This window comes from Devosia sp. J20-27 (assembly GCF_055808595.1).
Genome location: NZ_CM147875.1, coordinates 1,282,807 through 1,299,981, shown reverse-complemented (window position 1 = coordinate 1,299,981; position 17,175 = coordinate 1,282,807). Strand labels below are relative to the sequence as shown.

The window sequence follows — 17,175 nt, the reverse complement described above, 5'->3', positions numbered from 1 at the left end:
GCGACCTTAAGGACGGGAAATGCCACTCCAAAAAAGAAGCGGTCCGTCCCTCCGTTGCGCCAGTCGCCCACAACGCCGACAGTCTGATAAGGTTCCGACATAGAAACTATTCAACTGCATAGCGGCGCGAGATCGTCCTCTCGCCGTGCGACTGACGAGTGAGTATCGGGAAACAATTTTGGCGTAACGCCCACCAAGTGGGCAAACATCCGAACGTGCCATCCGCGGAGCACTAGAAGAGCATGGTTGTTGAGAATTAGCTGAATGGCAGTACTTGAATCATTTCCCGCAGGTGGCGTCGCCGTCGTCTTTGGTGCGGGAGGCGGAATTGGCACAGCCTTGCTATCTGCGTTGCGCGATGACGGTAGTTTTTCCGACGTCAAGGGTTTCGGGCGGACAACATCGCTGCCGGTGGACATTCTGGATGAAAGCAGTCTGAATCGCGCTGCGCAGGCGGCAGCGACCTCGGGTGAGATCAGACTGGTTATCGACGCGACCGGGTTCCTTCACGACGATCAGCAGGAGCCTGAAAAGAGCTGGCGACAGCTTGATGCCAAAAAGCTGGCACGCAGCTTTGCCCTCAATGCGATAGCGCCTGCACTGATGATGAAGCACATGCTGCCTCTCATGCCACGATCGGGCAAGGCAGTGTTCGGGACCCTTTCGGCTCGGGTCGGCAGCATCGAGGATAATCGACTCGGAGGCTGGTACGCCTACAGGTCATCCAAGGCGGCGTTAAACCAGTTGGTACGAACGGCCTCGATTGAACTGAGGCGTCGATGCCCCGAGGCGATCTGCGTGGCTTTGCACCCGGGTACGGTGGCGACGGACCTGTCAGCGCCATTCTCGTCGGTCGGAATTGAGGTCCATAGCCCTTCGGTAGCGGCCGCTCATCTGCTTTCGGTGATTGATGCGCTGGGACCGGAGGCAAGCGGCGGCTTCTTTGACTGGAGGGGTGAAACCGTTCCCTGATAGGTCCATGACTCTCTGAAACTCTCTGGGGCACATTGCCGTAGCTCTTGGCAGGCACAAGGGTGTTCGGGAGATCGCTAATGACCAGAAAATTGACGGGCTTTGCTGCGGGAGTAATGCTGGCGCTGACGTGGGCGTCATCGGCGGGTGCCTTTGAATTCAAGGCATATGATGCTTCCGCCGTGCAGAAGGTAATCGCCTCAGGCAAACCCGTAGTGGTGCATGTGTTTGCACCTTGGTGCCTGCAATGCCGGGCGCAGCAGACCATTCTCGAGCGCTTGTCGACTGACGCCAGCTTTGACGGCGTCGCCTTCTATCGCGTCGACTATGACAAGCAGAAGGATGCAGTAAAAACCCTTGGGGTGCCGCGCTCAACTCTGATCGCCTACAAGGGCGGAGCGGAAGTGGCGAAGATGTCCTGGGGTACGAGCACGAGTGCGGTGCTGGGTGTGCTTGAGACTGTAGAATAGCATGCTCAGCATAGGGCTGGCGTTCCTTGCAGGCTTGCTGACCATCCTCAATCCCTGCGTGCTGCCGCTTGCGCCGATTGTGGTGGCCGGAGCGGCTGCAAAAGACCCGCGTGGGCCCTTTGCTCTGGCGCTAGGGCTGGCTCTGACTTTCGGAGTTGCAGGCGGTCTGATTGCATCCGCTGGGGCTGAATTGGGCGACAATCTCGCACTTCGCGTTGCATCGTCATTGATCATGATAGTCCTCGGCCTCGCGATGGCGTTGCCAGTGATATCACACGGAGGCGAGCGGCTCCTGGCCCCGGTCGTGCAACTCGGACACCGCTTATCTGCGGCTATCCCTCAGACCGGATTGCTTGGACAGGCTGGACTTGGCGCTCTTCTAGCCCTGCTATGGGGGCCATGCGTTGGACCAACGCTTGGGGCAGCGCTCGTCTTGGCAGCTGGAACCGGCACATTGCCGCTGGCGATGTTGACCATGGGCGTTTTTGCTTTCGGGTCGGCCCTATCTCTCCTGCTTGCGGGTTTCCTGCTGGGACGGCTGACAAGTCGCAACAAGGTGATCACGCGCCAGTCGGCACGCATAGGTCGCATCGCACTGGGAGGCGTCCTTGTCATCGTGGGGCTTTTTGCGATTACCGGTCTTGATCGCATGCTGGAAGCAAGTCTGGTGCAATTGATGCCGGATTGGCTGGTTCTGTTCGCGACACAGGTATGAGGTAGCGTCGTACTTCGACGTCCAGGAAGCTCTGTCCCTGAAGGTCAGCAACTATCATCAGCCCGCAGGCTGGAAGACGCACAATTCGAGGTGAAGAAGAATGGCTACCGAAGAACCTAAGTTTTCTCTCGTCTCGAGGGACCGGGCCTTTGAGTTGCGCGACTACCCAAGTCTCATCGTCGCGGAAACCATTGTGGGAGGAGACCGACGATCTGCTTCCAGTGAGGGGTTTCGTTTGCTCGCTGGTTACATCTTTGGGGGGAACTCGGGTAAACGCAGTATCGCCATGACCGTCCCGGTGGAGCAGTCTGCCGCAACCGGGAGCAAGATCGCCATGACTGCGCCGGTCAATCTGCTGGGAGAACAGGGACGGTGGACTGTCAGGTTCACAATGCCCAGCCAACTGTCGATCGACGACTTGCCGACACCCAATGACCAACGTGTGGTCATCAAGGCGCTACCGCCGGTTCGCATGGCAGTCCTGAAATTCTCAGGGCTTGCCGGCGATGATGCGGTCGCTCGACATACAGAAGAACTCGAGAATATCGTGCGTCAGCGCAACTTGAAGCCGCTCGGAGCGCCATCCCTCGCTCGCTACGACCCGCCTTGGACGCTTTGGTTCATGCGACGCAATGAAGTGATGATCCCTGTAGAACGGTGACCAACCTCACAACGGAGCCACGCTCCATCAGAGCACGCGTAGACGTCGCTCTAGTTAAATCGGGCGCCCCGGGCGCAGTGGCTCGGGGCACCTCAGTCTTATTCGGCGAGTTGTAGGATTAAGGCACCAATAGCTAGCGATATCCCCATGGCCGCATCGTCGAGATGTTCGCCAACGCATCTTCCTCTGCGGGATGCCGCACGCCGTCCGCTTCAAGCACCGAAACGCAGACGCCGAGAAGCGCTCGGAACTGATCGTCGCTCAGATCGGCCATGACGATCTGCGAGCGTGCACGACGATCGGCGGATGCGTGGTCCAGGTCAAATGCCTGGGTATGCGAGACAATTTCCCGAGCGATATCGTCGGCCGAAAAGCCTTGCAGCATCGGGTTGGTTCGAAACAACGAAATGACGCGGCGGCGCTCTGTCAGGTCGGCCTGGCCATCTGCATGCGCAATGATCATTGCTGCGGCGATCGTTGCCTCCATGAACGTCTCGTGACCCGCAATATCGGCCTCGGCAAGAACGTCCAGTCGGTTGAGCTTGGCGCGGAGGTCTACGACAGGGCGGCGGGTAAAGATGTCAGAGTCGTTGTTTCGATGTTTTGTCATGGCGGAACTCCTCATTGCCGTTGGCGAACAAGGACCAGGAGTTCATCACACCATGTGCTGAATGCTGGCCCCTGAGGTGAACCGACATCGTGGGTAAAGCTAGAACCTTACCGCACCAAAGGGGCCCGGATCACAATGAAGAGTTAGGATCCGATCTCCGCACTTCAAGGTCCGGGGTTTGATTTTGTCTGCATCGTCCCCAAACGGAACTGCGCGCTATGGTGTGTGCTGTGCAGATGCCGCTGGTGGGAGTTCAGCCGCACGGTGTATTTCGGCAACCAGACCCGCTTCGAGACCCAGACGCTGGGCGAGGCTATTGAGGTAGCTTCGCTCCAGGTCGGTATCCGCAATCATCGCAACCAGCGAGGCAGCGTAGATATCTGCGGCATGCTCGGGACTGTCGGCGCTGGCGACAATTGCATCCATATCTAATGGCCCTGAGAGCTCGTCAAAGACGAAAGCCTTCTCTTCGGCAGAAAGTGGCATTGTTTCGAGCTGGCTGAAGATACGCCGCTTCTCGTCAGCATCGATCTGACCGTCGGCTTTTGCAGCGGCGATCATCGCGCGAACCATCTTTTTTCCGAGTTCCTCGTTGGCCACCGGAGCATGCGCAGATGGCGCAAAATCCTCGAGTTTCGGCTGCACACCACCGAGCTGCTGTTGATGATTTTTCCAAGCGGCATAAGCGATCCCGCCGATTGCGGCGACGGCGCCAACCTTTGCAGCATTGCCCGCGAGTTTGCCCAATCCGCCGCCGCTCAGCAGCATTCCGGCCGCCAGCCCGGCAGCGCCGCTCAGCGCGGTGCGTTTCGCATTCGGATCCGTCTGCAGCGCTCTGATGATGCCATCGATATTGAACATGCTGATGCACTCCCTGGCCAGCTTGGTGTGCAGGGTGAGGTGATGTGTTCAGTGATGGTCTGCAATGGGGTGCGACAGGTTGTCAGCGCGAGCCTCACGGCGCGCGGGGGCGCGCGGGATAGTCTATCGCTTCGGCCGTCGCGACCATCTCAGCCAAGCTAGAAGAGGGAGACCGGCTCACCGCCCTTGATCCGATCGACAACCACTTTGCACGAAGGCTGCAAGTCAGACCCGCGTTTGTCGAGGCATTCGGTCATGGCATCGCCGTAGCCGACACCTTTGCAGAATTTTTTCGCATCGTCGCCGCACTGGCCGACGATCTCGCCAACCGACACAGCCATTGCGCCGGTCGCCAGAGCCGCAAAAGCGGCGGCAACGAGCATCTTGCTTAGGACCTTCATTATGGCTTTCCTTTTTTCTCACGCGTCATCTGCTGGCAGCGCGACTTAAGCATTTTCTGCCAAGCGCCGGCCTCGGTTTGGTTCCGCCGTTCCGCTACCGCGACACAACAACGATCGCCCTGCACGGATCGTCGCTGTCCCGACGGTAGCTGTGGGGGTAGGCCGAGTCGAAATACATCGCGTCACCCGCGGCAAGAGACGTCTCGGTTCCGTCGACATTGATCACAAGGACACCTGAGATCACATAGATGATCTCTGCTCCCGAGTGCGTATGTGGCTCGGAGGCGCGGTTTGCACCCTCGAACTCCGCAAAGAATGCCTCCATCTTGCGGTCACTGACCGGGTAGTCGAGGCTCTCGAAAAAGTAGGTCGGCGGCTCTTTCCCCGGCTGGCTCGGAAGCCGCATGCGATCCTTCTTGCGCACCACTGCGATCGTTGCCTGCTGTTCGTTGACGAAGAAGTGCTCCAACCCAACCCCGAAGACCATCGCAATCCTGAGCAACGTGGGCAACGTCGGGAACACCGTGCCGCGTTCGATCTTCGACAGCATGCCTGAGGACAGACCCGTGTGTTCACCCAGTTGCACGAGGCCAAGGTCCTTGGCCTGGCGCAGGGCGCGGATCTTTGGGCCGATCCTGTAGGTCTCAAGACCCTCAGAGAGTGTGTCAGACAGCATCGTTTCGGTTTCCGGTTCGCATATCAGTCTATTCCTATTGTCGTGACAGGAAAGTAAATTATCACAACACGAACATGTGCATTACGTGCAAAAGAATTATCATGTTATGACATTCTGATTCGCCGCACAGAGTCGATGGACGACGCGGCATCAAACGCCACACGGAGGATAGAAACCATGTTTGCTTCCAAGATCGTAAAGTTCGCAGCCACCACGGCCACAGCTGTCGTTTTCGCAATGGCGAGCTCGGCCGCAATGGCCGCTGACCACTCCAAGGACATCGTCGATACGGCTGTTGCTGCCGGCGACTTCAACACTCTGGCCGCCGCACTTGGTGCAGCTGGTCTTGTCGAAACGCTGAAGGGTGATGGTCCGTTTACCGTTTTCGCGCCGACTGACGCAGCCTTCGCCAAGCTTCCCGCCGGCACCGTGGAGAGCCTTCTGCTGCCCGAGAACAAGGACAAGCTCACAGCAATCCTCACTTACCACGTGGTCGCTGGTGCAGTACCAGCTGCCGATGTTGTCACTTTGACCGAGGCGACCACGGTCAACGGCGCCAAGGTCTCAATCAAGGTAGAGGGCGGTACAGTGATGCTGAATGGCGACACGACAGTGACCGCCACCGACATCATGACCTCGAACGGTATCATCCACGTAATCGACACCGTGCTCATGCCGCCCGCCAACTAAGACATCGACGCGCCCTCTTCCTTTGACGCGTCGACATCCCGCCGGTCTGACCCTGCCCAACATTCCCCCACCCAGACCGGCGGGAAACAATTCTGGAGATCGACGAGACCGTCGCGGGGTCAGTAGAGTGTCAGTCACCAAGCTCTCAAACTTTTGGAGAAGAGACCATGCGTCGAATATTGCTTGCAGTTGCCATTGCCCTGACCGCGACATCGGCCCATGCCGAAATCGTCTCCGAGGCATTCACCTAAGATGTTGGCGGTGCCGTATTTGAAGGGCATGTGGCCTATAATAGTGAACTTTTAGAGACCCGTGGCACGGTCGCCATCCTGCACGACTGGGACGGGCTGACCGACTACGAAGTCCGCCGAGCCGAGATGCTCGTCGAGCGGGGCTACACTGGCTTGGCCATCGACGTTTTCGGACGCGACAACCGCCCCGGTTCGACCGAAGAAAACCAATAACGGACCAGCGAACTGTACGCCGACCGCGCTCTGTTCCAGCAGCGCCTGATCGGCTCGATCGCCGCCGCCAAGGAACTCTCGTCTGCCGCCCTGACCTGATAGCCGGTGTGTCCGCTATCGAGATCCTGCCACGATCGACCCAACGTCCGAAATGGGGCGCAAAGCGGACATCACTGCTGCATCTCTGGTATTCGGACGGCTGGTTCGGAAAAGTCGCAGGACCGCACGTATTCCCAGCACTCTTCCTTTTTCGCCCACTCAGAGACGATCCGCTGCCCTGCACTGGATCTTAGAGCGTCGTTCACCTCCCTCGACCATCGATTGATCAGGGAAACGAAGGCGTCCGAAATCCCCTGCTGTTGCCATATCTGCGAAAGGGCGATGCGGTTCTCAAGGCGGTTCGCGATCAGGCTGATCGTGTAGGCCGTGATGTTGGCCTGAAAACCCTGAAACGCCGGTCGGATCAGCTTCTCGGCGCGGCGGTAGATTAGGGCCTGCGCCATCGAGTTCTTAAATTCGGTGAGGTCAGGAACAGCCCCATCGGCAATGGCCTCATCGTTGAAGATCTGAAAGTTCTTCTGACTGCCAAGCGCGACCAGATGCGGTTTTTGCCGCCAAGCGTGGACGTATTTTGCCAGATCGGTTTTCGTCACTTTACGGGATGTGGGCATGGCGAGCTTCAAGTCCCGCAGTTTCGCTGGCGTCTTGCCCTCGCGAGCAAGCATCACATTGTAGCTTCCGGTGGCACGCTCATAAAACCATCGGCCCACGCCGTCCGGGCAGTACGTTGTGGAGGACAGCCGCTCCATCTCGACGTGGAACGGCTTGTTTGCAGAGAGATCGGAAACACGGACCTGGTTCTGCGAATTCGCGAACCGCGAAATGTCGGAGATCAAGGCCTCGTCGGACTCCTCGTCGCTAGATCGCAGGACGACAATCTTGGCCGGGACGCGCACTTGGGACAGGTCGATTTCCGGGAACTTGCGCTTCGTGAAATAGATCGAAGCCGTGGTCTGGCCCCCGTTCACGATCTGCATGCCCTTGAGCCAGCTGATGCCGGTTCCACCGTCCGGCGATGTACCGATGCTCAGTTCATCTGCCACCACAACGATGCCGTTGTTGTAAGCGAGAAACCTGTCCGGCGAGGTTCGCAGCGTGTCGCGAATGCCCTTGTTGACCTTGCCCGTCTGGCTCAGAAAAGACCTGACATTGGCCTCCAGCAAACGGGAGCCCCACTTCTCGTACAGGGTTCTGAGCATCGCCCCAGGGAATGCCGCCAAGGCATAGTCGTATTCGCCTGATGCGCCAGGTACATAGACGCATGGCACGGGGCTACCAAAGGCCTCGACGAAGTCGACCAAAAGCTCATCACGCGGTCTGCCTTCGGACACGTGGCGGTACAGGCGCTCGATGTCCATGACCTCAAGGAGGACCGACTTGCCCCCGATATCGCGGGGCTTGTAGCTCTTGGACTTCGCCACGCCATCGGTCAGTACGAAGACGCGAACCTGATCGAGATTGTCGTAGCAGTCCCTGACAGTGAGGATGAGATCGTAGGCGTCATCGGAGTGGTCTATCTTGGACGCCAGCTTGAATTCGCCCGTTCTGCTTGCAAGAGCTGACCTTAAACCGCGGCAAAACCTGACAAAACCTGATACTCGCGGTTTTAGTCGCAGACTAAACAGCAGGTTCGTCCTTCGTCGAGCGCAGGACAGCGCGTGCACGATCGCGGAGCCTAGCTTTTCCCACCCTAGCGAGGTGTTGAAGCACCCGGGCAGCGTTGCGCCGGTCTCGGTCCTTGGCTTTGCGGCTAAAGTACGCGGCGGCCCAAAACTGTCGCGTCTGGCTTTCGAGGTCGAGAGCGATGCCCATTAGCAAATGGTACCACATCCGGCCAGCTGATCGCCGACATTCACCTGCGGTTATCACGGTTCAAAGTGACCAGCTAGGGCCGTTGCTAGGGCCGGCTGGCGCTAAGCAAGAATTAGTCGTGCGATTTGAAGAGGTTACAGAATTGAAATGGCGGAGAGGGAGGGATTCGAACCCCCGGTGGAGTTGCCCCCACGCCGCATTTCGAGTGCGGTGCATTCGACCACTCTGCCACCTCTCCGCGAGGTCGTTCCGCATTGCGGCTGGCCGACAAGGTCGGGCTTATGGCATAGGCCAGAAGGGCCTGCAACCATCTTGAGGCAGAGTTGGATCGTCCGCTGTTCGTCTATGGCCGATTGCGTGACATCGATCTGCTGACCGCCGTGCTGGGGCGGCGGCCGGGCGCTGGGCGCGTGCTGGCGGCGGCGGCGCCGGGATTCCGGGCGGCCTGGTACCCCGATCGGCTCGGCGCGGCCCTGGTTCGCGGCCCCGGAGCGGCCGCCACCGGCCTTGTGCTGCTGGATCTCTCGCCCTTCGAGCTGGAGGTGCTCGATCGCTGGCAGGACGGCGTCTACCGCCGGGGCGTGGTGCCGGTGATGATCGACGAGGAGTTGCACGAGGCCGACGCCTATCTGCCCGGGATAACGGTCAGCGGCGGTGATCCCTGGAGTCTCGACACCTGGCAGGCGCTTCACAAAGCCGAGAGTCTGCCGCGAGCGGCTTTTCAGGCTGATGCCATTCGCCGCAAGCTGCTGGCCGCGCGACCGCACTGATCAACGCGCGACCTGACAAGAATGCAAAGGAAGCTCCCATGCAAAGACGCCCCGTCCTCGCCGGACTCGCCGCCCTGCCGGCGGTCGCCGCGATCCCCGCCTTTGCCGCCATGCCGGCAGCCGACACCCTCGAGACCTCGGCTGGCGCGGTGACCATCATGCCCGTCAAGCATGCCAGCCTGGCACTGGGTTTTGGCGATCAGGTGCTTTATGTCGACCCGGCCCGCGCCGATTTTTCGGCCCTGCCCGCGGCGACCGCCATCCTGATCACCCATGGCCATGGCGACCATTTCGACCCCGAGACGCTGGCCAAGGTGGCCGGCGCGGGCGTGCCGATCCTCACCACCGAGGAAGTGTTCGGCAAGCTGGCGCCCGAGTTGCAGGCCCAGGCCGCAGTCATCCGCAACGGCGAGAGCGGCGAGATCGTCGGCGTGCCGGTCGATGCCGTCACGGCGCACAACGTCACCACCGACCGGATGCAGTATCATCCCGTCGGCGTCGGCAATGGCTATGTGCTGACCTTTGGCGACCAGCGCGTCTATGTGGCCGGCGACACCGAGCCAACGCCCGAAATGCTGGCGCTGAGCGGCATTGATGTGGCGTTCCTGCCCATGAACCTGCCCTATACGATGACGGTCGAGCAGGCCGCCGAGGCGGTCAGGACCTTTGCCCCGAAGACGGTCTATCCCTACCACTACGGCGAGAGCGACACCGCCAGCTTTGCAGCGATGGTCGGCGACGCGGCAGAGGTGCGGCTGCGCGACTGGTACGCCGCCTGATCGGCACCGGTCGAGGTGCCGCCGGAGCTTGACTCTGGCAGCATTTCCCACGATAAGGCCGCTCGACTTGCGTGCGGGGATACCTGCGCGCTGTTTTTGGTTTGGTTGAAACCGCTGTCCGAGGCCGCCGCCGACATCTGTCGGCCGTCTACTCGAAGCCCGCAGGAGAGGCAGTGCCTGCGGCGCCACAGGGCGCGACAACAAGGGATCCAGGGCAATACCTGGAAGCATGATGACGTTTGCAGTGATCAAGACCGGTGGCAAGCAATACAAGGTTGCCGCCAATGACGTGATCAAGATCGAAAAGATCGAAGCCGAAGCCGGCGACGTGGTGACTTTCGATCAGGTCCTGATGGTGGGCGAGGGCGACAATGTCACCGTCGGCGTGCCGCTCGTGGATGGCGCTCTGGTGGCCGGCCAGTTCATCGCTACCGAGAAAGAGCGCACCGTCATCATTCTCAAGAAGCACCGTCGCCTGCACTTTGATCGCCGCAATGGTCACCGTCAGCGCCTCTCCACCGTCCGGATCACCGAGATCCTGACCGGCGGTGCCAAGGTCACCACCAAGCCCGACGAGATTGCCAAGAAGCGCGCTGCCGCCCGTGCGGAAGCTGCCGGCGTCCAGTCGGTGACCGAAAAGCCGGCTGCCAAGGCAGCGCCGGCCAAGAAGCCCGCCGCCAAGAAGGCTGCTGCACCCAAGGCCGATGACGCCGCTGCGGCGCCCAAGGCGAAAGCCGCTGCCAAGCCCAAGGCCGCAGCTGCCCCCAAGGCCAAGGCTGAAAAGCCCGCCGCCGAGAAGAAGCCCGCTGCCAAGAAGGCAGCACCCAAGGCCGACAAGGAATAAGGAGCACAACCGATGGCACATAAGAAAGCAGGCGGTTCATCCCGCAACGGTCGTGACACAGCTGGCCGGCGCCTTGGCGTCAAGAAGTTCGGCGGCGAAGCCGTGATCCCGGGCAACATCATCATCCGCCAACGCGGCACCAAGTGGCATCCGGGCACGGGTGTCGGCATGGGTATTGATCACACCATTTATGCGCTCGTCGAAGGCGCCGTGACCTTCAAAACCCGAGCTAACGCAAAAGTCTACGTGTCGGTAACCCCGGCACTCGAAGCAGCAGAATAGCCCGGTAAGGTATCTCACCCTGCCGGAGACCAGCTCCCCGGCAAGGCAGACCACCAGCCACAGCGCCAGAAGTTCCAAGGGGAGCCGGAATCCGGTTCCCCTTCGTCTTTTTCGCTGTGAGGGCGGCTGAAAATGAGACTTTATCTTTCGTCATACAGAATAGGCGACCGCGCCGGATCGTTGCTGGCCTTGCTCGGGTCGGGCAAGCGGGCGGCGATTATTTCCAACGCGCTGGACAATATTTCGGCGACGGCACGCGCCATCTATCGCGACGAGGTTTACGACCCGCATGTCGAGCTGGCCTCGCTTGGCCTCGACACCGAGGAGCTCGACCTGCGCCACTATTTCGGCGATCCGGCGGCCTTGCGCACAAGGCTCGACAGCGTCGATCTCGTCTGGGTCCTGGGCGGCAATGCATTCGTGCTGCGGCGCGCCATGAAGCAGTCGGGTTTCGACGATGTGATCGTCGACATGCTCGACCGCGACGAACTCGTCTATGGCGGATTTTCGGCCGGTGCGGTTGTCGCGGCGCCGACACTCGCCGGCATCGACCTGATGGACGACCCTGCCGAAGTGCCGCTTGGCTACGACCCCGAGCCCGTGTGGGACGGACTGGGGCTGATCGACTATGCCATCGTGCCGCATTACCGCTCGCAGCACCCCGAAAGTGCCGCGGCCGAGCGCGCCGCTCGCCATCTGAGCGGCCGCGGCCTGCGCTACCGGGGCGCTGAGCGATGGCGATGTCATCGTCTGGACCGAGACGCGGGCCCGCCCCGCCGATAGCCTCCTGAGGATTGCATGATGAAAAAGCAGCCCGAGGAAGAAACCGTCACGACACTCCGGCGCTCCGCCGCCGATGACCGGGCCTTCGCACTGGCGGCGCATCGACTGACGGCGCGGCGCCAGCGCGACCTGCTGCCGGTCAAGATCACCACCCCGCGCCTGGTGCTGCGGCCACCGATCCGCGGCGATGTTCCCGACCTCGTGCGGCTGGCCGACAACGCCAGGATTCACGCCGTGCTGTCGCGGCTGCCCAGCCCCTATACCCGGGCCGACGGCATCGCCTTTGTCGAGATTTTCGCGCAGCGCGCCGATGAACGGCCCTTCGCCATCACCATGGGCGACCGCTTTATCGGTGTGGTCGGCTTCACCTTTGTCGAGGGCGTAGCGCCCGAGCTGGGATACTGGCTGGGCGAGCCCTACTGGGGCAAAGGCATCATGACCGAGGCGGTCAAGGCTTTGCTCAATGCCGCCTTCAGCACGCACGCCTACCCCAGGGTCGTCGCACGGGCACTGACGGACAATGCCGGGTCGCTCAAGGTTCTGGAGAAAGCCGGCTTCAGGCGGACCGGCGAGGCGTCGGACGCCAAGGACAGGCCTGTGGTGCTGCTGGAGATGGAGCAGCCCAAATGGATGTGACCCTTGCCACCGCGCGCCTGACCCTGCGGCAGCCGGTGCCCGGCGATGCCGAGCGCCTGGCGCGCTATCTCGACAACTTTGCCGTTGCCGGCAACCTGTCGCGGGTGCCCTACCCCTACCGGCTGGCCGACGCCAAGGCCTGGCTCCGCACCTGGCGGCCAGACCGCCCGGCCAACCAGACCGGCTTCACCATCGATCTGGCGGGCGATGGCCTGATCGGCCATGTCGGCTTTCATGATGACGAGCAGGGCCCGGTCATCGGCTACTGGCTGGGCGAGCCATACTGGAACCGCGGTTTCATGAGCGAGGCCGTCACCGCCTGCCTCGACTGGTATTTCGAGGTGACACAAGCCCCGCTGATCGGCTCCGGCGTCTTTCATTTCAACAAGGCCTCGCTGGCCATCCAGAAGAAGCTCGGATTCACCGAAACTGGAACCACTTACCGGCTCTGCCTTGCGCGCGGCGAAGAGGTGCGCCATATCGACACCGAATTGACGCGCGCGACTTGGGTCGAACGGCGGTCGCCATAGGCGTTCCGCCCTATTGGCGTTAGTATCGCGACAACAACAGGCATCGGACTGACATGAAATTTCTCGACCAGGCCAAGGTCTACGTCCGCTCCGGCAATGGCGGTGCCGGTGCGGTGTCGTTCCTGCGCGAAAAATTCCTCGAGTTCGGCGGCCCCAATGGCGGCAATGGCGGGCGCGGCGGCGACGTCATCATCAAGTGCGTCAACGGTCTGAATACGCTGATCGACTACCGCTACCAGCAGCATCACAAGGCGGCGACCGGCACCCATGGCATGGGCAAGGACCGGCACGGCGCCAAGGGCGCCGACGTGATCCTCAAGGTGCCGGTGGGCACGCAGGTGTTCGAGGAAGACAACGAGACCCTGATTGCCGATTTCACCGAGGTTGGGCAGGAAATCGTCCTGCTGTCGGGCGGCAATGGCGGTTTCGGCAATGCCCATTTCAAGACCTCTGCCAACCAGGCGCCGCGCCGGGCCAATCCCGGCATCGAAGGCACCGAGAAATGGATCTGGCTGCGGTTGAAGCTCATTGCCGATGCCGGCCTGGTCGGCCTGCCCAATGCCGGGAAATCGACCTTCCTCGCGGCCGTGTCGGCGGCCAAGCCCAAGATTGCCGACTACCCGTTCACCACGCTCCACCCCAACCTGGGCGTCGTCTCGATCGGGGAACGCGATTTCGTCATCGCCGATATCCCCGGCCTGATCGAGGGCGCGCATGAGGGCGCCGGCATCGGCGACCGTTTTCTCGGCCATGTCGAGCGCTGCGCCGTGCTGGTGCACCTCATCGACGGCACCCAGGACGACGTCAAACTGGCCTACACCACCATCCGGCACGAGCTTGCCTCCTATGCCGAGGAACTGGCCGACAAGCCGGAAATCCTGGTGCTCAACAAGGTCGACGCGCTCGATGACGACGCCATCAAGGAAAAGACCAAGATCCTCAAGAAGGTGAGCAAGAGCGAGGTGCTGACCTGCTCGGGCGTGACCGGTCAGGGTGTGGAACAGGTGCTCTACAAGGTGCTCGCCCATATGGATGCCGAACAGGCGGCCATTGCCGAGGCCGAGCGCCGCAAGCTTGAGCCCAACTGGACCCCCTGATGACCAACGCGCTCGCGTCCTACCGGCGCCTGACCATCAAGATCGGCTCTGCCCTGCTTGTCGATGGCAAGACCGGCAAGCTGCGCACCGAATGGCTGCGCTCGATCGCCAGCGATGTTGCCGAGTTACGCAAGGCGGGCTGTTCGGTCGTCATCGTCTCGTCCGGCGCCATCTCACTCGGTCGTCGCCTGTTGGGCCTCTCGGCCCTCAGCCTGCCGCTCGACCAGAGCCAGGCCGCCGCCAGCGCCGGCCAGATCGCCCTCAGCCAGGCCTGGGCCGACACGCTGGGCGAGCACGATATCGTCACCGGCCAGATCCTGCTCACCCCCAATATCACCGAGGAGCGGCGCTACTTCCTCAATGCCCGCACCACGATCGCGACCCTGCTCGGGCTGGGTGCGGTGCCGATCATCAACGAGAACGATTCCGTTGCCACGGCGGAGATTCGCTATGGCGACAATGACCGCCTGAGTGCCCGCGTCGCCACCATGATCGAGGCCGACTGCCTGATCCTGCTCTCCGATGTCGACGGGCTCTATACCGCTCCGCCCGGCAAGGATCCAACGGCAACCCATCTTGCCAGCGTGCTCCAGATCACCCCTGAAATCGAGGCCATGGCCGGCGGCGCAGCCAGCCACCTCAGCCGCGGCGGCATGACCACCAAGGTGGAGGCAGGCAAGATCGCCACGCTGGCCGGCACCGCCATGATCATCGCCAAGGGCACCGACCTGCATCCGCTCAGGGCCCTCACCGAAGGCGGGCGGCACACGCTTTTTGCCCCGGCCGACTCGCGTGGCCAGGCGCGCAAGCGCTGGATCCTGGGAACGCTCGACGTTGCCGGCAGCGTGCAGATCGACGCCGGCGCCGCGCGCGCCCTGCTGACCGGCAAGAGCCTGCTGCCGATCGGCATCACCCGGGTCTCCGGTGAGTTCGATCGCGGCGACGCCATTGCCATCCTCGACCCCGACGGGCGCGAGATTGCCCGCGGCCTTGCCGGCCTGGGCCGCGCTGACGCCGACCTGGTCAAGGGCAAGAACTCGGCGCGCATCGAACAGATGCTGGGGCATGACACGCGCACCGAAATGGTGCATCGCGACAACATGGTGGTCCTGCTGGGCCGGGAGGCCAAGGTCTGATGAGCACAGCCGAAGTCTATTCGAGTGATTTGCCCGCGCTGATGGCCGAGATCGGCCGCAAGGCGCGCGACGCCGCGGCGACCCTCGCCTTCGCCTCTGCCGAACGCAAGCATGCCGCCCTGATTGGCGCCGCCCAGGCACTCGACCGCCATCGCGCCGACCTGCTCGACGCCAATGTGCTCGACATGCGGGCGGCGGAGGCAAAGGGCATTTCCAAGGCCTTCCTCGACCGCCTGCAGCTCAATGACAAACGCATCGACGCCATGATCGACGGGCTGCGCACCATCGCCGAACTGCCCGATCCCGTGGGTGCCGTGATGGCGGAATGGACGCGGCCCAATGGCCTCGTGATTTCGCGCGTACGCACCCCACTGGGCGTCATCGGCGTCATTTTCGAGAGCCGTCCCAATGTCACCGCCGACGCCGGAGCGCTGACGCTGAAATCGGGCAATGCGGTGATCCTGCGCGGCGGCTCGGACAGCGTCCACTCGAGCCGCGCCATCCACGCCTGTCTCGTGGAGGGGCTGAAGTCCGCCGGGCTGCCGGAAGCCTGCATCCAGATCGTGCCGACGACAGATCGCGCGGCGGTCGGCGAGATGCTGCGCGGCCTCGATGGCACGATCGACGTCATTGTGCCGCGGGGCGGCAAGACTCTGGTGGCGCGCGTGCAGGAGGAGGCCCGGGTACCGGTGTTCGCGCACCTCGAGGGCATCTGCCATACCTATGTCGATGCCAGCGCCGAGCGGCAGATGGCGATCGATGTGGTGGTCAACGCCAAGATGCGGCGAACCGGCATCTGCGGCGCGACCGAGACGCTGCTGCTGCACGAGGCCGTGCTCGAGAGCCACGGCCTGCCATTGATTGACGCGCTGATTGCCAAGAGCTGCGAGATCCGCGGCGACGAACGCGTCCAGAGGCTGGTGCCCGCCGCCATTCCTGCCACCGAAGCCGACTGGCACACCGAATACGAGGATGCCATCATCTCGGTGAAGGTGGTCAAGGATGTCGGCGCGGCCATCGCCCACATCAACACCTACTCCTCGCACCATACCGAAGCCATCCTCGCCGAGGACCCGGCCGCGGTGCAGCGCTTCTTTGCCGAGATCGACAGCGCCATCCTGATGCACAATGCCTCGACGCAGTTTGCCGATGGTGGTGAATTCGGCTTCGGCGGCGAGATCGGCATTGCCACGGGCAAGTTCCACGCCCGCGGGCCGGTGGGTGTCGAGCAGCTGACCAGCTTCAAATACCTGGTCCGAGGCGCGGGGCAGACGCGCCCCTGATGGCTCGCATTCCCGGCATCACCGACCTGCCGATGCATGCCGCCGGCATGCGCATCGGCCTGTTTGGCGGCAGCTTCAATCCGGCCCATGCAGGCCACCGCCTGGTTGCCGTGCAGTGCCTGAAACGGCTCGACCTCGATGCCGTCTGGCTGATGGCCTCGCCGGGCAATCCGCTCAAGGAAAACAGCAACCTGCCGCCACTCGCCGACCGGGTGCGCGCCACCCGCGAGCTGATGGACCATCCGCGCATCGAGGTGACCGGCTTTGAGGCCGAGCACGGCTTCCGATATTCCTTCGATACGCTGAGTTACCTGCGCGAGACCTGCACCGGCGTGAAGTTCGTCTGGATCATGGGAGCCGACAATCTGGTGCAGTTCGAGCAGTGGGAGCGCTGGCGAGACCTGGCCGGGCTGATGCCGATTGCCGTCTACGCCCGCCCCGGATCGATCCGCCGGGCCACCTCGTCGAAGGCCGCGATCGCCTTGAAATCCTTCCGGATTCGGGAAGAGGAAGCGGAAACGCTGGCCGACCGGGAGCCGCCGGCATGGGTCTATCTGCGGGGCATCATGTCGCCGCTTTCCTCGTCTGCCATCCGGGCCGCCAAGGCTGCAGCAAATTGAAAGTGATCGTTCCCTTGCGGAAC

Annotated in this window: 22 protein-coding genes and 1 tRNA gene; 17 read left to right on the top strand and 6 right to left on the bottom strand. The window is 62.0% G+C overall.

Features of this window, described 5'->3' with window-relative positions; all coding sequences use genetic code 11:
- Window positions 1-264 precede the first annotated feature (264 nt).
- The 4 genes from AC0L4C_RS06420 (at window position 265) to AC0L4C_RS06405 (ending at window position 2,818) form a co-directional block, all read left to right on the top strand.
- Window positions 265-972: an SDR family NAD(P)-dependent oxidoreductase gene (locus AC0L4C_RS06420; RefSeq protein ID WP_473402795.1), complete on the top strand. Its 708-nt coding sequence runs from the start codon at window positions 265-267 to the stop codon at window positions 970-972.
- An 80-nt stretch (window positions 973-1,052) separates the two neighbouring features.
- Entirely contained in the window at window positions 1,053-1,442 is a 390-nt protein-coding gene (locus AC0L4C_RS06415) for a thioredoxin family protein (RefSeq protein WP_473402794.1), read from the top strand.
- 1 nt (window position 1,443) lies between these two features.
- Window positions 1,444-2,157, top strand: coding sequence for a cytochrome c biogenesis CcdA family protein (locus AC0L4C_RS06410; RefSeq protein ID WP_473402793.1), 714 nt, complete (start codon window positions 1,444-1,446; stop codon window positions 2,155-2,157).
- A gap of 100 nt (window positions 2,158-2,257) precedes the next feature.
- A complete protein-coding gene (locus AC0L4C_RS06405; protein WP_473402792.1) occupies window positions 2,258-2,818 on the top strand; it encodes an SOUL family heme-binding protein in 561 nt (186 codons plus the stop codon).
- Window positions 2,819-2,951: 133 nt separating this feature from the next.
- Here the strand turns inward: AC0L4C_RS06405 and AC0L4C_RS06400 are convergent, their stop codons facing one another.
- The 4 genes from AC0L4C_RS06400 to AC0L4C_RS06385 all read right to left on the bottom strand — a co-directional run bounded on the left by AC0L4C_RS06400 (window position 2,952) and on the right by AC0L4C_RS06385 (window position 5,366).
- Window positions 2,952-3,428 (bottom strand): TerB family tellurite resistance protein, encoded by a 477-nt coding sequence (locus AC0L4C_RS06400; protein ID WP_473402791.1) that lies wholly within the window; start codon window positions 3,426-3,428, stop codon window positions 2,952-2,954.
- A 216-nt stretch (window positions 3,429-3,644) separates the two neighbouring features.
- Entirely contained in the window at window positions 3,645-4,289 is a 645-nt protein-coding gene (locus tag AC0L4C_RS06395) for a tellurite resistance TerB family protein (protein ID WP_473402790.1), read from the bottom strand.
- 158 nt (window positions 4,290-4,447) lie between these two features.
- Window positions 4,448-4,690 carry a hypothetical protein gene (locus AC0L4C_RS06390; RefSeq protein WP_473402789.1) on the bottom strand — a complete coding sequence of 81 codons (243 nt, stop codon included), beginning with the start codon at window positions 4,688-4,690 and terminating at the stop codon, window positions 4,448-4,450.
- Between the two features lie 94 nt (window positions 4,691-4,784).
- Window positions 4,785-5,366 carry a cupin domain-containing protein gene (locus AC0L4C_RS06385; protein WP_473401104.1) on the bottom strand — a complete coding sequence of 194 codons (582 nt, stop codon included), beginning with the start codon at window positions 5,364-5,366 and terminating at the stop codon, window positions 4,785-4,787.
- Between the two features lie 237 nt (window positions 5,367-5,603).
- Here AC0L4C_RS06385 and AC0L4C_RS06380 point away from each other — a divergent pair, with 237 nt between their 5' ends.
- Entirely contained in the window at window positions 5,604-6,056 is a 453-nt protein-coding gene (locus tag AC0L4C_RS06380) for a fasciclin domain-containing protein (protein WP_473403466.1), read from the top strand.
- Between the two features lie 281 nt (window positions 6,057-6,337).
- Window positions 6,338-6,520, top strand: coding sequence for a hypothetical protein (locus AC0L4C_RS06375; protein ID WP_473401105.1), 183 nt, complete (start codon window positions 6,338-6,340; stop codon window positions 6,518-6,520).
- A 170-nt stretch (window positions 6,521-6,690) separates the two neighbouring features.
- On the opposite strand, the gene AC0L4C_RS06370 is transcribed toward AC0L4C_RS06375, so the two are convergent.
- Together AC0L4C_RS06370 and AC0L4C_RS06365 are read right to left on the bottom strand one after the other, a co-directional pair.
- Window positions 6,691-8,244 (bottom strand): AIPR family protein, encoded by a 1,554-nt coding sequence (locus AC0L4C_RS06370; RefSeq protein ID WP_473402788.1) that lies wholly within the window; start codon window positions 8,242-8,244, stop codon window positions 6,691-6,693.
- Window positions 8,245-8,540: 296 nt separating this feature from the next.
- Window positions 8,541-8,630: transfer RNA gene (locus AC0L4C_RS06365), tRNA-Ser, on the bottom strand.
- An 85-nt stretch (window positions 8,631-8,715) separates the two neighbouring features.
- On the opposite strand from AC0L4C_RS06365, the gene AC0L4C_RS06360 reads away from it, so the two are divergent.
- From AC0L4C_RS06360 to AC0L4C_RS06310, 11 genes are all read left to right on the top strand, one after another.
- Complete coding sequence (locus tag AC0L4C_RS06360; protein ID WP_473402787.1) at window positions 8,716-9,162, top strand: gamma-glutamylcyclotransferase family protein; 447 nt, start codon at window positions 8,716-8,718, stop codon at window positions 9,160-9,162.
- Between the two features lie 38 nt (window positions 9,163-9,200).
- A complete protein-coding gene (locus AC0L4C_RS06355; RefSeq protein WP_473402786.1) occupies window positions 9,201-9,941 on the top strand; it encodes an MBL fold metallo-hydrolase in 741 nt (246 codons plus the stop codon).
- A 229-nt stretch (window positions 9,942-10,170) separates the two neighbouring features.
- The gene (gene rplU / locus AC0L4C_RS06350; protein WP_473402785.1) at window positions 10,171-10,785 is read left to right on the top strand and encodes a 50S ribosomal protein L21; all 615 of its coding nucleotides are present in this window, start codon (window positions 10,171-10,173) and stop codon (window positions 10,783-10,785) included.
- Between the two features lie 12 nt (window positions 10,786-10,797).
- Window positions 10,798-11,067, top strand: a complete 270-nt coding sequence (gene rpmA / locus AC0L4C_RS06345; protein WP_473402784.1) for a 50S ribosomal protein L27 — start codon at window positions 10,798-10,800, stop codon at window positions 11,065-11,067.
- 132 nt (window positions 11,068-11,199) lie between these two features.
- A complete protein-coding gene (locus tag AC0L4C_RS06340) occupies window positions 11,200-11,850 on the top strand; it encodes a Type 1 glutamine amidotransferase-like domain-containing protein (protein WP_473402783.1) in 651 nt (216 codons plus the stop codon).
- Between the two features lie 15 nt (window positions 11,851-11,865).
- The gene (locus AC0L4C_RS06335; RefSeq protein WP_473402782.1) at window positions 11,866-12,486 is read left to right on the top strand and encodes a GNAT family N-acetyltransferase; all 621 of its coding nucleotides are present in this window, start codon (window positions 11,866-11,868) and stop codon (window positions 12,484-12,486) included.
- The gene (locus AC0L4C_RS06330; protein ID WP_473402781.1) at window positions 12,477-13,016 is read left to right on the top strand and encodes a GNAT family N-acetyltransferase; all 540 of its coding nucleotides are present in this window, start codon (window positions 12,477-12,479) and stop codon (window positions 13,014-13,016) included. The genes AC0L4C_RS06335 and AC0L4C_RS06330 overlap by 10 nt, the downstream gene beginning before the upstream one ends.
- A gap of 53 nt (window positions 13,017-13,069) precedes the next feature.
- The gene (gene obgE / locus AC0L4C_RS06325) at window positions 13,070-14,113 is read left to right on the top strand and encodes a GTPase ObgE (protein WP_473402780.1); all 1,044 of its coding nucleotides are present in this window, start codon (window positions 13,070-13,072) and stop codon (window positions 14,111-14,113) included.
- Window positions 14,113-15,249, top strand: coding sequence for a glutamate 5-kinase (proB, locus tag AC0L4C_RS06320; protein WP_473402779.1), 1,137 nt, complete (start codon window positions 14,113-14,115; stop codon window positions 15,247-15,249). The genes obgE and proB overlap by 1 nt, the downstream gene beginning before the upstream one ends.
- The gene (locus AC0L4C_RS06315) at window positions 15,246-16,532 is read left to right on the top strand and encodes a glutamate-5-semialdehyde dehydrogenase (protein ID WP_473403465.1); all 1,287 of its coding nucleotides are present in this window, start codon (window positions 15,246-15,248) and stop codon (window positions 16,530-16,532) included. Before proB ends, AC0L4C_RS06315 begins: the two co-directional genes overlap by 4 nt.
- Window positions 16,532-17,152: a nicotinate-nucleotide adenylyltransferase gene (locus AC0L4C_RS06310; RefSeq protein WP_473402778.1), complete on the top strand. Its 621-nt coding sequence runs from the start codon at window positions 16,532-16,534 to the stop codon at window positions 17,150-17,152. The genes AC0L4C_RS06315 and AC0L4C_RS06310 overlap by 1 nt, the downstream gene beginning before the upstream one ends.
- Window positions 17,153-17,175: the final 23 nt, after the last annotated feature.